At 58.3% G+C, this 14,219-nt stretch carries 9 protein-coding genes, 1 tRNA gene and 1 pseudogene; 4 read left to right on the forward strand and 7 right to left on the reverse strand.

All coding sequences use genetic code 11. The features are described 5' to 3' along the window. Positions 1–8: 8 nt before the first annotated feature. On the forward strand, positions 9–1,109 hold the full coding sequence (ychF, locus tag GSM73_RS19110) for a redox-regulated ATPase YchF (protein ID WP_047229391.1): 1,101 nt from the start codon (positions 9–11) through the stop codon (positions 1,107–1,109). Between the two features lie 159 nt (positions 1,110–1,268). Here ychF and GSM73_RS19115 read toward each other — a convergent pair whose 3' ends face one another. The 7 genes and pseudogenes from GSM73_RS19115 to GSM73_RS19140 all read right to left on the reverse strand — a co-directional run bounded on the left by GSM73_RS19115 (position 1,269) and on the right by GSM73_RS19140 (position 10,204). Next, the gene (locus GSM73_RS19115; protein ID WP_076386314.1) at positions 1,269–2,816 is read right to left on the reverse strand and encodes a TerC family protein; all 1,548 of its coding nucleotides are present in this window, start codon (positions 2,814–2,816) and stop codon (positions 1,269–1,271) included. A 374-nt stretch (positions 2,817–3,190) separates the two neighbouring features. Beyond that, a complete protein-coding gene (locus GSM73_RS19120) occupies positions 3,191–4,216 on the reverse strand; it encodes a HAMP domain-containing sensor histidine kinase (protein ID WP_160893532.1) in 1,026 nt (341 codons plus the stop codon). Between the two features lie 9 nt (positions 4,217–4,225). Continuing rightward, positions 4,226–5,686, reverse strand: a complete 1,461-nt coding sequence (locus GSM73_RS19125) for an ATPase domain-containing protein (protein ID WP_160893534.1) — start codon at positions 5,684–5,686, stop codon at positions 4,226–4,228. Further along, complete coding sequence (locus GSM73_RS19130; RefSeq protein ID WP_218575774.1) at positions 5,683–6,117, reverse strand: hypothetical protein; 435 nt, start codon at positions 6,115–6,117, stop codon at positions 5,683–5,685. The genes GSM73_RS19125 and GSM73_RS19130 overlap by 4 nt, the downstream gene beginning before the upstream one ends. Positions 6,118–6,290: 173 nt before the next feature. Continuing rightward, positions 6,291–7,196, reverse strand: coding sequence for a methyl-accepting chemotaxis protein (locus GSM73_RS28280; RefSeq protein ID WP_372241398.1), 906 nt, complete (start codon positions 7,194–7,196; stop codon positions 6,291–6,293). After that, positions 7,191–8,453 (reverse strand): annotated as a pseudogene (locus tag GSM73_RS28285) (HAMP domain-containing protein); the annotation flags it as partial. The pseudogene GSM73_RS28285 and the gene GSM73_RS28280, both read right to left, overlap by 6 nt. Before the next feature lie 533 nt (positions 8,454–8,986). Continuing rightward, positions 8,987–10,204, reverse strand: a complete 1,218-nt coding sequence (locus tag GSM73_RS19140) for an MFS transporter (RefSeq protein WP_160893538.1) — start codon at positions 10,202–10,204, stop codon at positions 8,987–8,989. Positions 10,205–10,531: 327 nt separating this feature from the next. Here GSM73_RS19140 and GSM73_RS19145 point away from each other — a divergent pair, with 327 nt between their 5' ends. From GSM73_RS19145 to GSM73_RS19155, 3 genes are all read left to right on the forward strand, one after another. Next, positions 10,532–12,589 carry a methyl-accepting chemotaxis protein gene (locus GSM73_RS19145; protein WP_047229445.1) on the forward strand — a complete coding sequence of 686 codons (2,058 nt, stop codon included), beginning with the start codon at positions 10,532–10,534 and terminating at the stop codon, positions 12,587–12,589. A 103-nt stretch (positions 12,590–12,692) separates the two neighbouring features. Continuing rightward, positions 12,693–12,769 (forward strand) — tRNA-Met (locus GSM73_RS19150). A 170-nt stretch (positions 12,770–12,939) separates the two neighbouring features. Continuing rightward, entirely contained in the window at positions 12,940–14,181 is a 1,242-nt protein-coding gene (locus GSM73_RS19155; protein WP_160893540.1) for a tyrosine-type recombinase/integrase, read from the forward strand. Positions 14,182–14,219: the final 38 nt, after the last annotated feature.

The following is a 14,219-nucleotide window of genomic DNA, read 5'->3' on the forward strand; positions in this document are numbered from 1 at the left end:
GAAACACCATGGGATTCAATTGCGGCATCGTCGGCCTGCCTAACGTCGGCAAGTCCACCCTGTTCAACGCCCTGACCAAGTCCGGTATCGCGGCCGAAAACTTCCCCTTCTGCACCATCGAGCCTAACAGCGGCATCGTGCCGATGCCCGACCCACGCCTGGAAGCGCTGGCGGCCATCGTCAATCCCAAGCGCATCCTGCCGACCACCATGGAATTCGTCGACATCGCCGGTCTCGTCGCCGGTGCCTCGAAAGGTGAAGGCCTGGGTAACAAGTTCCTGGCCAACATTCGTGAAACCGATGCAATCGCCCACGTGGTGCGCTGCTTTGAAGATGAGAACGTCATTCACGTCTCCAACAGCGTCGACCCCAAGCGTGACATCGAGATCATTGACCTTGAGCTGATCTTCGCCGACCTCGACAGCTGCGAGAAGCAACTGCAGAAAGTCGCTCGCAACGCCAAGGGTGGCGACAAGGACGCAGTGGTCCAGAAGGGCCTGCTGGAGCAGTTGATCGCCCACTTCACCGAAGGCAAGCCCGCGCGCAGCCTGATGAAGAACATGAGCACCGATGAGAAGCTGGTGATCAAGGGCTTCCACCTGCTGACAACCAAGCCGGTCATGTACATCGCCAACGTCGCTGAAGACGGTTTCGAGAACAACCCGCACCTGGACGTGGTCCGGGCCATTGCCGAAGAAGAAGGCGCCATGGTCGTTCCGGTCTGCAACAAGATCGAAGCGGAAATCGCCGAACTGGACGATGGTGAAGAGAAAGACATGTTCCTCGAGGCCCTGGGCCTGGAAGAGCCCGGCCTGAACCGCGTGATCCGCGCCGGTTACGAAATGCTCCACCTGCAGACTTACTTCACTGCCGGTGTCGAAGAGGTCCGCGCCTGGACCGTACGCGTCGGCGCCACTGCCCCGCAAGCCGCTGGCGTGATCCACACCGACTTCGAAAAAGGCTTCATCCGCGCCGAAGTCATCGCCTACGCAGACTTCATCCAGTACAAAGGTGAAGCCGGCGCCAAGGAAGCTGGTAAATGGCGCCTGGAAGGCAAGGAATACATCGTCAAGGATGGCGACGTGATGCACTTCCGCTTCAACGTTTAAGAGAGCCCGTGGAATCACACGGACTTCCCTGGACGAAAAAATCCCCGTAATCATGACTGATACGGGGATTTTTTTCGTCTTGGGATTTCCACCGGTGACAGAGACTCGCCATACGCTTCAAACAAACGAGGCCGCGGATGCGGCCCCAATTCTTCCACGTTAGCTTTTACGCAACAGCACCCTCGTCACCCGACGCTCTTCAACCTCGACAACGGTCATGCTCCACTCTTGCCAATCGAGTTTGTCTCCGATGATGGGCAAGCGGTCCAGCAAGCTCATGACCAACCCGGCGAGCGTCTGATAGTCATCCGTCGCTTTTGCCTGGAAGCCGATGTGTTCGCGCACCTGGCTGAGATTCAGCGCGCCGCTGACCAGAAATCCGTCATCCTGGGCCACGATGTTCGGACCCTCTATTTCACTGGCATCGGGCAGTTCACCGGCGATGGATTCGAGAATATCGGTCATGGTGAGAAGACCAATGAAATCACCGAACTCGTTCACCACGAAGGCGATGTGGGTCGACTCTTTGCGCATCTGTTCCAGCGCGTTGAGAATCGTGAAGTTGTCCAGCAGGTTGATGGCCTTGCGAGCCATGGCTTCCAGATTCGGCTCGTTGCCCGCCAACAGTTCCTTGAGCAACTCCTTCTTGTGGATGAACCCCAGAGGCTCATCCACACGGCCGTCGCGGATCAACGGCAACCTGGAATACGACGAGTGCATCAGCCTGGTGCGGATCTCGTCTGGGGAATCGGCCAGGTCGAGGTGGTCGATTTCCGCCCGATGCGTCATGACACTGCGTATTGGGCGCTCCGCCAACTGCAGCACACCACTGATCATGACCCGCTCACGTCGGTGGAAGACCTGTTCGGCTTCGTCGCCTGACAGCATGTCAGCGATCTCTTCACCGACTTCATCAGCCCCCAACTTGTGCCCACCCAGCAAACGCATGACCGCATGGGCAGTGCGTTCGCGCATAGGGCGATGCCCCTGCATGCTCTTCTTGCGACGAGAGCGAGCCAACTGGTTGAACAGTTCGATCAGGATCGAAAAACCGATCGCGGCATAGAGGTAGCCTTTCGGAATGTGGAAGCCCAGGCCCTCAGCCGTGAGGCTGAAGCCGATCATCATCAGAAAGCCCAGGCAGAGCATGATGACGGTTGGGTGGCTGTTGACGAACTGGGTCAGGGGCTTACTTGCGATGATCATCAGGCCGATGGAGAAAATCACCGCGATCATCATGACCGACAGGTGTTCCACCATGCCCACGGCCGTGATCACGGCGTCCAGGGAGAAGACCGCGTCCAGCACCACAATCTGCGCAACGATAGGCCAGAACATCGCATAGGCGGCGTTACCTGTACGCTCGGTGACATGCCCCTCAAGTCGTTCATGCAACTCCATGGTGGCCTTGAACAACAGGAATACACCACCGAACAGCATGATCAGGTCCCGGCCCGAGAACGTCTTGTCGAAGACCTCGAACAACGGCTCGGTCAGGGTCACCATCCAGGAGATGCTGGCCAGCAGGCCAAGGCGCATCAACAATGCCAGCGACAGGCCAATGATCCGGGCACGATCGCGCTGCTCCGGCGGCAGCTTGTCAGCCAGGATGGCAATAAACACAAGGTTATCAATGCCGAGCACCAGCTCCAGCACGATCAGGGTCAGCAGGCCAAGCCATGCCGTCGGATCAGCAATCCATTCCATAAGGGTTATTCAACCTCTCGTAGAGTCGGGGCGAAAGGTGCCAGGGAAAGAAGCTTTATCGAGCGGATAGAGCAAGGCATGACTTGGGAGGCGACACCGTTGGTCTCACTGGGAGAAATCGATGAGGAGCCTACGGATGGGATTTGGATGTCCAGCGATCCAGAAAAACCGGATAAACGCTGGGTAACGCAGAGCGGACTTGTAGAGGGCGCGGATTGAAAAAAACGACTGGGAGGCTCCAGAAGGGTGTTCATATAGACCTGAAAATAATTGGGGAGGTGATCCTATAATGTTTCCGAACGCGTCATACGCATCGAATTATTACAGAATCTGACATCCCCGCACGCGGCGGCAGATGGGACGACTGCGCAGCTTCATGGATTTGCCAACGGCAACCTCACCACAAACTCGCTCCCCTTGCCATCCCCCTCACTCTTGCCGACCACTGTGCCACCGTGGCTTTCGACCAACTCGCGCACCACCGTCAAACCAATGCCCAGGCCAACGCCGTTGAAGCCGATGGCGTGAACATCCTGCACAAAGGGTTCAAAAATAAACGGCAGCGCCTTGGCCGAAATACCTATGCCGGTATCACGGATGCTGACCTGCAAGACACTCCCTTCGACGGTAACCGACAATTCGACGGTGCCGCCCACAGGGGTGTATTTGACCGCATTACCCAGCAGGTTTCCGAGAATCTGAGCAAGCCGTACCGGATCGCCGTACACCAGCAGGGCACACTCGGACAGTGTGGCGCTGAACATCAACTTGCCGCTAATCATGGCCGGTTTACAGATATCGATGGCCTCGCGAACGATCTGCACCATATCGACAATCTGGCAATCGAGGCGAAACTTGCCGGTGCTGACGCGGGAGACATCGAGCAAGTCCTCCACTAATCGAGACATGTGCCGGACCTGACCTTCGATCAGCTTCTGCATGCGCGGCAACTCCTCACTCGGCACCCGCACCAGTCGGCCGGCAATCATGCTGATGGGCGTCAGCGGATGACGCAGTTCGTGGGCAACCAAAGCGAGAACGCTACGCTGGCGCTCCAGCGCCCGTTCGGCCGCGTCTTGCAGATGCTGCGCGCTGAGGGCGGCAATGACCAATTGCTCATTGGCCTCGCGCATCTGCCGATACAGTTGTTGTTCTGCCTGCGTGGAAGGTGGCTTTTCAGCCTCGGACTGGGCCGACAGGATCGCCAGGACCAGTTGCTGATTGGCCTCGATCAGTTGCTCGACATGTTGCTTGTCGACAAGTTGGGTGTTGGCGTCGTTCAGCTCCTTGCGCAGCGCGGCCAGCACCGCACGCGCCTCGACGGTTTTCTGGCCGAGCAAGAACAGCTCGCGAGCGGCCATCGCCTTCGCCTGCTCATTCCCGCCATTGGCCTCATTCATGATGATGCCTCATCCAGTACCTTTGCCAGACAACTGCCGGGTAGGCCGGCCTCCGAGCAAACCTTCCTGATCCGGCAACATGTCACCGATCTGCAAACCGCCATCGTCGATGCTGTAAAGGCGCAACTCATCGGAATGCGCACTCGCCCGCACCTTGACCACGGCCATGATGCGCAATAAACGGCTCTGCACTTCAATGTAGCGCTGAACGATGATTGCGTCGGTAAGAAAAGCCGTGCCGTAAGGACTGAAACGCAGATCCGTGTAGCGATCCTCCAACTCCGAGGTCAGCAATACACTGACACCGGCGCTGGTCAACGCGGTGACCATGCGCGACAGCGACTCGCGAAAGTCTTCGCGAAAGGTCGGCGCCAGGGCCAGTTCGAACCCCGACAGCGAGTCAATCACCACCCGCGTGGCGTTCAGGCGAGCAATCTCGCTCAACAGCAACTGCACGATCTCGTCGATGGACAGATCTGGAGCACGGCTATCCACCAGCCCGACTTTGCCGCTTTTAATCAAGTTTGAGAGGGTGGCGTTCTGGGAGTGATTCGGGCGCTGCTCGAACACGGCGATCACGCCGTTTTCACCGTTTCGCGCGCCTTCAGCGAGAAACGATGCCGCGAGAATGCTTTTTCCAGAACCCGACGGGCCAGCAACCAACAGGGAGTAACCGCGCGGCAGGCCACCACCGAGCATCTCGTCGAGCTGTGGCACACCCATTCCCAAGCGTTTGATGGGGAACTCCAGCGGGGCTTCGATCGGATTGTAGGGCGCAGGGGCAAATACCTTGATTCCCGATGGGGCGATACGGAAAGTGTGCAGACCCGGCAGCGTTGGCTGGCCACGCATCTTCATGATTTCCATCTTGCGCACCATGGAATTGCGCTGAACGCTCTGGCGCAGCCAGATCAGTCCGTCGGCCACGGTGAAAATCGGGTTGGTATCGGTTTCGGTAAAGTACTCACCAATCAGGAAAGTCGTGGCCTGCCAAGTGGTCATCAACATGCCCAGTTGCTGGACGAACTGCGGCAAGTTGTTGTTCGGGTTGTCCTGGGTCTGGCTGGCCAGCACCACCGAGCGGAACGAGTCAACGAACACCAGTGCCGGGGAGTGCGCCTCCACCTCGCTGACAATGCGCCGCAGCACTTCGTCCAGATCCCCAGCCAGGGTGTCGTCAGCCAGGTTGACGTAGCGGATCGAATGATTGATCGCGTCGCTGTCGAAGAAATCGAACTGCTGCTGATAGCGCAGCATCTTCAGTGGTGGCTCACCCAGCACGGTAAAAAACAGCGCCGGACGTGCGGGGGTCGCCAGGGCAAACATCATCTGGTGCGCGAGGGTGGTCTTGCCGCAACCGGGTGGGCCGGCGATCAGATTGAACGAAAACTCCGGCAATCCTCCGCCCAAGACCTCGTCCAGTCCTGGCACGCCGGTGGCCAAGCGGTTGATAGTCACTTTGCTGCTCATGGCGAATTTTCCTGCGAAGGGGTGTCGCTCAAAGAAGAATCCCACACGCCACGAAGCAAACGTGCGGTAAGCGAGGGTCCGATCAGCGTGGTCAGCAACTCATAGAAAGTGGTCAGCAACATTTCACCGAAAAACCGCACATCGGCTTCGTTTTGCTCAACAAGCACTGAATTCAGGGCGGTCAGAACCATGCCGGACGGCACCTTGTTGCAGGTGCTGGTCAGGCGCGGATGAGCGGAGCCACACAGATGCAGGCTACGGCGATACAACGCGACAACCCCTTGCTGACCAATGACGGGCGTCAGGGTCGCCTCTATATCCTGCAAGATGGAAACGATCGCGTGGGCGGTCTTTGCAATGTCAGCGTTGGGGCCAACGCGGTGCGCCAGAGAAGCTACGATCTGACGGCTCTCTTCGCTTAGCGTGGACATGGCTAACTGGTATCCGATGGGCGAGTATCGATAGTACACCCTCAAGGGCGTTACCGAGACCCTATTGGATAACGCAATGCAATTGCGCTCATTCAAGAACTGGATTGAACTGTGGCGAGGGAGCTTGGTCCCTCGCACAATAAATCTTGAGTCACGCGTGGCCAGAAAACCCACTACCCCCTTTTGACTTTGAAGCGCCCCAGCACGCGCTGCATCAAAGATGCTCGCTCCGAAAGATCCTTGGCCGCCACCGCGCACTCTTGTGAGTTGGACTGGTTTTTCTGCGTCACTTCATCGATCTGCTCCAACCCGATGCTGGCCTGTTGCAGGCCTGAGGCTTGCTCGCTGGAAGCTTGATAGATCAATGAAACCAGGTTGGAAACAGCACTGGTTCCGCTGACGATGTTTTTCAGCGATTCGGCGGTCCGGCCTGCGATGATCATGCCGCGTTGCGTTTTGCTCGAGGAGTCAGCAATCAATGCAGCCGTCTGCTGGGCGGCCTCGGCGCTGCGGGCGGCCAGGCTACGCACCTCATCCGCCACCACAGCAAAACCACGCCCCAACTCACCTGCCCTGGCGGCTTCGATAGCCGCGTTCAACGCCAACAGGTTGGTTTGCGCGGCGATGTTGTCGATGGTGGTGATGATCGCGGTAATGTCTTTGCCCGAATTGTCGATTTCGGCCATGGCGGCAATCAGCTCACTCATCAATTTGTCGCTTTCCCCGGCATCGGCCCGTGATGCCTGGGACTGCTCATCGGCCTTTTTGGCATTGGCGGCGTTGTCCCGGGTCTGTGCGGCCATTTGTGTCATCACCGCGCTGATTTCAGTGATGGACGACGCGGAATTGGACGCCCCATCGGACAATGACTGGCTCAGGTCGGTAACCTGCGCCGAGCTGCCGGTGATCTGGGTGGCGCTGGCCTGAACTTCGCCAATCAGTTGGTTCAGATTACCCACCATCTTCTCCAGTGACCTGCCAAGGGTATCGTGGGGCGAAGACAACCGGACCTCCAGGTCCAGATCACCTTCGCTAATGCGCTCGGCCACCCTGACCTGCCGTTGCAGGCTTTCAGACATATCGTTGAGCGCGACAGACAACTGGCCCACTTCGTCCTCGGATTTCTGCACCAGGCGACGCGAGAAATCTCCCAGGCTGATGTTGGCTGCCAAGGCGGCGGCTTCGCGAATCGGCCCAACGATTTTTGCGGCGGCAAACCACAGGGCGACCAGCGCCAACAGCGAAACGCCCAGGCCAACCGACACCTGCCAGATGCTGTTGCTGATACTGCGCGCCTGTAGCTCCTGCTCCAGGGCAATGGCCTGAGTCATGACCACTGCCTTTGGCAGGCGAATCAGCACCGCCCAGGGTTTACCTGTGCGCCCCAGCTCAATGGGCATCAGCACTTCGATATGCTGGGTGTGCGGATTGAGCAGACCGTCACCACGACCACTCTGGATATCGCGCAGCACTTTCTCCCAAGAGTCAGGCAACAAGGCCTTGATGGGCTGGCCGATCAGGTCGGTACGCTGACTGTCCGCGACCACCAGCCCCTGGTTACTCAGAATCGACACCGTGCCCTTGCCACCGTAGAGATCGGCCGACATCTGCTCGCTGAGTTTCTGGATAAAGTCGATATCGAAGTCAGCGCCGACCACGCCGTAGAACTTGCCATCGGATACGATCGGCACCGACAAAGTGGTCAGCCATACGTTTTTGCCCTGAACCACATAAGGAATGGGGTCCAGCACGCTTTCCTTCAGGGTCTCGCGTGGGCCGCTGTACCAACCCCCTTTGGGTACACCGTTCGGGTGGCGATCCGGGGAGTCATACTCGACCAATGGCTGTACTGCCACATGTCCGCCAGCGCTGCGCGTCCAGTAAGGCGTGAATCGCCCGGTCAACGGATTACTGCCGTCCTGAGCATTGCGCAACACAAGATCCTGACCATCCAACGCGTCCGGTTCCCAGCAGGAGTAAGTGCCATTGAAGTCCGGGTTATCTTTTAAAACACTGAGCAATACCGTGTTGATCTGCTCACGTCCCAACGCCAAAGGGCTCTGCGAAGCCTTGCTGGAGGCAAAGGTATTGGCCATGGTGCGGGCCGCATCCAGAGCATTTTGCAACTTGGCCTGAATGGCATTGGCACGGGACTCGGCCAGGTTCTGAATTTCCCGGATCGTTGATTCTTCAACCAACGCCGAGACTTCGGTCGCCACGTATTGCTCATTAGCCCTGGCGGTAAAGAGCCCGTAAATAACCAGGCTAATTGATGAAACAAACAGACATACGCCTGCCGTGACACAAATGCGTGCCTGCAACGACTTGAACTTCATATCATCCCCTGCCTGATTATTTTTATTGCCAACGTTTAAGACGACAGCCTCAAACTTGTGCACGACACGGCAAATAACAATCGCTCACGGCTGTTTACGCTGTCCACGAGGCAATCGCCTTGAACGGACGCGGCGATACAGCTGCTTTATAAGTATTTGAAGCGTGGCAGGTAGGGGCGTGAGTCACCTCACCCGAGGGGTGAAGGTATTCAGATCAAGAGCCGAAGGCCTTATGTCCGAAGACAATAAGAGCGGCGGGTGGAAAGAATGTGGAAAGCTGCTTTCCGGTCACCCCAGCGGACTCCCTTGAAGATTGCCGCTGCGTCCATTCAATCCATCAACCACAGCAGCAAATTAACATGACCGACCTTTATACAAAATCAAACTTAAGACTTATACAAAACGGTACTTTAGTAGCGACTCCAAGCAACTAATCAAATCGCTCTGGTTGGCGGGTATTTTTTCAACGTTTTGCAATTCAGTTGTTTGCAAGGCCCGGCGGGGCCCACTCGCCTCCGCCGGCTGGGTACACGTCAGCTTTTTCTGCTTCTGGGCAGAAAAATCGCCAGGGATCCAAACAACGGCAAAAACGAGCACAACCAATACACATACTCGATGCCGCGGATGTCGGCCAGATGCCCCAGCAGCGCGGCGCCAATCCCGCCGAAGCCAAACATCAAGCCAAAGAACACGCCGGCAATCATGCCGACGTTACCCGGCACCAGTTCCTGGGCATACACCACGATGGCCGAGAATGCCGAAGCCAGGATGAAGCCGATGACCACGCTGAGAATGCTGGTCCACAGCAGATCAACGTAAGGCAGGATCAGCGTGAACGGTGCCACGCCAAGGATCGAGAACCAGATCACCGCCTTACGTCCGATCCTGTCGCCTATCGGACCGCCAAAGAAGGTCCCCGCCGCCACAGCGCCGAGGAACAGGAACAGATACAACTGCGACGACGCCACCGACAGGTCGAACTTCTCGATCAGGTAGAAGGTGAAGTAGCTGGTGAAACTGGCCATGTAGAAATACTTGGAGAACACCAGCAAACCCAGCACCGCCAATGCACTCAAGACCCGGCCCCTGGACAGACCATGAGTAGCCGCCTGGCCTTGCTTGAGCTTGAACAGGTTGAGGTGATTGGCGTACCAGCGGCTGATGCGGTACAGCACGAACAGCGCAAACAGTGCGAACAGGCCGAACCAGGCCACATTACCTTGCCCGTAAGGAACGATGATCGCCGCCGCCAGCAACGGGCCGAAAGCAGAGCCGGCGTTACCGCCGACCTGGAACGTCGACTGCGCCAACCCATAACGCCCGCCCGACGCCAGGCGTGCGACTCGCGAGGCTTCAGGGTGAAAGGTCGAGGAGCCAATACCGATCAGACCGGCGGCCAGCAGGATCATGGCAAAACTGCCAACCATGGACATCATCACGATCCCGATCAGCGTGCAGACCGTACCGGCGGGCAGCAGCCAGGGCTTGGGGTGCCGGTCCGTGTGATAACCCACCCAGGGCTGCAGCAGCGATGCCGTCAACTGGAAGGTCAGCGTAATCAAGCCAACCTGGGTGAAGGTCAGCCCATAACTGGCCTTGAGCATCGGGTAAATAGACGGTAGTACCGCCTGGATCAGGTCGTTGATCAAATGCGCCAACGCCACGGCACCGATGATGCGCATGACCAAAGGGCTGCTTTGAGGTGTGGCAGGGATAGACGCGGTATCGACCTGGGTATCGCTGATAGCCATGGGAGTTTCCATACGGGGTTTGCACAGGAAGCGGATTCATCAATGTGCCATTTTTCGGTGCAGCAAGGCTATCCCCTTAGCTTGCTATCGACTTGAAATATTGTCAGCGAGCTCGGTAATAGCGCAAAGCCATGGTCTGAATCTTGCCTTGTTAACGGTCTACAACGCGGCCCCTTACAAAGGGGACCGAGAATGGGAAGTTTCGCTACAGAGCCAGCCTACAGAGCGGGCCTGGACAAACTTTCGAGGCCTTTTAAAAGGGCACCTGTTTCGGCACTGTGTCGAAACGCACAAAAATAGTGCAAAGGTGTTCAGGGGAGTATGGGCATGCAGGCTTTTCTATCACCGGGAATCAGGTTGCTGGGGCGTTTCGGCTTTGCCCGCAAATTTCAGTTGCTGTTCCTGCTTTTCATCCTGCCACTCATGGGCAGCCTGTGGATCATCGGCCAGGACTATCGCGACAAACTCAGCCTGATTTCCGAAGAGCGCGCCGGGGTTCGCCAGTTGCTGGCCCTGGATAACCTGGACAACCTGCTCGCCGCCCAGCGCAACCGCGCGGCCCGTTGGCGAGCCACGGAAACCAATCGCCAGGCAACACCCGCAACGCTTGCCGCGATGGCGGCTTTCGATGCCGTGCAGCCGGCCCTCAACCAGGCCGCCAATGATCTGGGCAGCACCTTGCAAACCGAAGGTGCCGAAGCCGACACCCTGGCTCGCTTCCAAACGCTGCAAACCAGTCTCAATGGTCTTGATTCGAAAAGCCTGGGCACCGTCGGTTGGTGGCCGGACGGCTATGACCGCTTCACTGCGGCCTTGAGTGCCCTGCAAGCCTTGCGCGAGCAGATCGTCATGGACAATCGCCTGACCCTCGCCTCCTGGCTGGAAACCTACCTGCTGATCCAGATCTCGACCCAGCAGACACCGGACCTGATCGAGCGGGTCGGTCGCCTGGCCAGCGTTGGCCAGGCCTCCGTTGTGTCGGGTCAGTTCACCCTGCAAAGCCGCCTGCAATTGCGCGACCTGCGCAGCCGGATCGGCGATGCCCGGGATCAACTGGTCAAAACCGGTGGAGTACTGCAAGCGCGCCTGCCGAACGAACTGCAAGCCTGGGCCGGACAATTCCAGGACAGCCTCAAGCATCTGGATTCCGGCCTGAAAGTCCTGGATGAAGGGGTCTTCGCCGGCTCCATCAGCCTCAAGCCGGAAGAATTCGAGAAACACATGGATGCGCTCCTGGCGGACTTGGCGACCTTGCGCCAGCAGTCTCTGATGGCTCTGGATGCGCGACTGGACCACTACCACTCCTCGGCCATCCGCCAATTCACCCTGGTGGCCACGGTGCTGGGTTGTCTGCTGTTGGCCGCGCTTTACCTCTTCGTCTGCCTGCAAGCGTCCATCCGCCGCAGCGCCAGTGGCATCACATTACTGGCCGAAGCCCTGCGTGACGGCAACCTCAGTCTGCAAGTGCCGGTGCAAGGACGCGACGAACTGGCGGCCATCAGTACCGCTCTCAACGTTGCAGTGGTGCAGTTGCGCAACAGCCTGTTGGGTGTGGACCACGAAACGTTGCAGTTGAGCAATGCCGTTCGCACCCTCAACACGCACTCCAGCGGCGCCCTGGGCGAAGTCGAAGCCCAACAGATGCAGATCAGCCAGATCGCAGCGGCCGCCACGCAACTGGCCGCCACCTCTCAAGGGGTCGCCAGAAGCTGTGAGCAGGCCTCCGACAGCGCCCAGCAGACCCGGCGTATCGCCGCCGACAGCAGCCGCGACAGTCAACGCACTACGGCGAGCATCCAGCAACTCAACCAGCGCCTCAACGAAACCGCCGCCGCATTGGGCCGGGTCAGCGAACAGGGGCAACAGATCCAGATGGTGGTCGACACCATCCGCGGCGTGGCCGAGCAGACCAACCTGCTGGCCCTCAATGCCGCCATCGAAGCCGCTCGCGCTGGGGAACAGGGCCGTGGTTTCGCGGTGGTGGCCGATGAGGTACGCAGCCTGTCGCAACGCACCCAGTCCTCCACCCAACAGATTGCTGGCACCGTCGACAGCCTGCGCGCTACGGTCAACGAAGCGGTCAGCCTGATGGAAGCCGCATGCGGCCAGGCCCAGACCGACGCGCAAGCCGTTACCGGCCTTGGCGAACGCCTGGGAGAAATTGCCAGCGCTGTGCAGAGCGTCACCGATACCCTGGCGCAAATCGCCACCGCGGTGGACGAACAAGCCAGCACCGCCGACGAGGTCAGCGGCAATATCCAGCAGGTCGACCAGGCGGCCATGCGACTGCTTGAAGGGGCACGCGCCGTGAACCTCGCGGCGGATACTTTGAGCCAGGGCAGCCAGGCCCTGAGCGCCAACACAGGGAGATTTCAACTCGGTTGACGGGTATTTGCAGCGAGGATTGATAAGCGGTTGAAAGCGCTGAGAAATATTTCAGATTTACGCTTGACACATCTTCGTTACCGGCGAATAATGCGCGCCACTTGGCTACATAGCTCAGTTGGTTAGAGCATAGCATTCATAATGCTGGGGTCCGGGGTTCAAGTCCCTGTGTAGCCACCAAGTACCTGTTTACAGATGTCTCCACGAGTCTCTAAACAACCTCAAGAAGCCCGCCTAGTGCGGGCTTTCTTGTTTCTGGCTATCTACCTCTGTATCCCCCTATACCTTCCCTTCGTGTATCCCGCTGTGTATCCTCGACAAATAATTGAACCGAGGGGATACAAGCCCAAATGAAGCGATCCGAGATAAAGCGCCGCCCCCTTTCCGATACCGCACTGGCCGGCTTGGAGCCTGATGCCAAGGAGTATCGCGAGCAGGATGGGAGCGGCCTTTATTTTCGTGTGAAGCCCGATGGCCAAAAGTCGTGGCAGTACCGCTACAAGAAACCCGACGGCAAATGGTCCTGGCTTGGTCTTGGTGGTTACCCCGAAGTCAGCGGGTCAATGGCCAGGCAGAAAGCAGCAGAATTACGAAACGATGCCGCCGATGGCAAAAACCCGATCGTCACAAAGCAGGCGCGCAAGAAGGCTGAGCGGGACACCGCTGGCGAGACATTCGAGCCGTTGGCGAGGGAGTGGTACGCGTCACGCCTGGCCAACTGGGACGCAGGCACGGCAAAGCGGATCATCGGCGCCCTGGAGCGTCATGTTTTCCCTGTTTTCGGCAAGCGCCAGTTCGCCGACATCACGCCACTTGAGTGGATGGAGTTCCTCCGCAGCATGGAGCAGCAGGGAATCCTCGAGCAGATGAGCCGGGTGCGCTCCTACTGCCGCGACGTGTACGACTTGGCCAGGGTTACCGGCCGGGCGACGCACAATCCGCTGGAAGGCCTGCAAAAATATCTCAAGTCAGGAAAGGCAGAGAACTATGCCCATGTCCCCCAGGAAGAACTCCCCGGCCTGATCCGCGCCATCGCGGCATATCCTCACGCCCACGACGTTCGCCTCGGCCTGCGCCTACTGAGCCTGTTCGCCGTGCGCCCAAGTGAGCTGCGCGAGGCCCAATGGTCAGAGTTCGACTTCGATAAGAAAATCTGGACGGTGCCGGTTGATCGCAAGGGCCGGAAAAAAGGGCTGGAACACCTGGTGCCCCTCTCCACTCAAGCGATCGAAGCCCTTGAGGAATTGCGGCTGTACACAGGTGGTAATCCCCTGCTCTTTCCTGGGCGCAGTGACCGCACTAAACCCCGTAGCGACACCGTGTTTCTGATGGCACTACGCCGGATGGGATACGAGGGCCGCCAGACCGGGCACGGGTTTCGACACATCGCGTCGACGGTGCTCAATGAGAACGGGTTCGACGAGAACCACGTCGAGGCCCAGCTATCGCACAAGAAGCCTGGTGTTGCTGGCGTCTACAACAAGACCCAGTACCTGCCGCAGCGCAAAGTGATGATGCAATGGTATGCGAACTACCTTGATGGCCTTGCGGGCGGCGTAATAGTGCAAGGCAACTTCGGGCAAAGGGCCTGAGCAGGGCCTTCCAAGGTACCCGTAGACACATATAGACT

This window comes from Pseudomonas sp. PICF6 (assembly GCF_009831705.1).
Taxonomy (GTDB): domain Bacteria; phylum Pseudomonadota; class Gammaproteobacteria; order Pseudomonadales; family Pseudomonadaceae; genus Aquipseudomonas; species Aquipseudomonas rhizophila.

What these genes read in the sequence shown, in the direction of transcription:
- ychF (WP_047229391.1), top strand. Translation starts at nt 9, where the DNA reads ATGGGATTCAATTGCGGCATCGTCGGCCTGCCTAACGTCGGCAAGTCC.
- GSM73_RS19115 (WP_076386314.1), bottom strand. Translation starts at nt 2,816, where the DNA reads ATGGAATGGATTGCTGATCCGACGGCATGGCTTGGCCTGCTGACCCTG.
- GSM73_RS19120 (WP_160893532.1), bottom strand. Translation starts at nt 4,216, where the DNA reads ATGAATGAGGCCAATGGCGGGAATGAGCAGGCGAAGGCGATGGCCGCT.
- GSM73_RS19125 (WP_160893534.1), bottom strand. Translation starts at nt 5,686, where the DNA reads ATGAGCAGCAAAGTGACTATCAACCGCTTGGCCACCGGCGTGCCAGGA.
- GSM73_RS19130 (WP_218575774.1), bottom strand. Translation starts at nt 6,117, where the DNA reads ATGTCCACGCTAAGCGAAGAGAGCCGTCAGATCGTAGCTTCTCTGGCG.
- GSM73_RS28280 (WP_372241398.1), bottom strand. Translation starts at nt 7,196, where the DNA reads ATGTCTGAAAGCCTGCAACGGCAGGTCAGGGTGGCCGAGCGCATTAGC.
- GSM73_RS19140 (WP_160893538.1), bottom strand. Translation starts at nt 10,204, where the DNA reads ATGGCTATCAGCGATACCCAGGTCGATACCGCGTCTATCCCTGCCACA.
- GSM73_RS19145 (WP_047229445.1), top strand. Translation starts at nt 10,532, where the DNA reads ATGCAGGCTTTTCTATCACCGGGAATCAGGTTGCTGGGGCGTTTCGGC.
- GSM73_RS19155 (WP_160893540.1), top strand. Translation starts at nt 12,940, where the DNA reads ATGAAGCGATCCGAGATAAAGCGCCGCCCCCTTTCCGATACCGCACTG.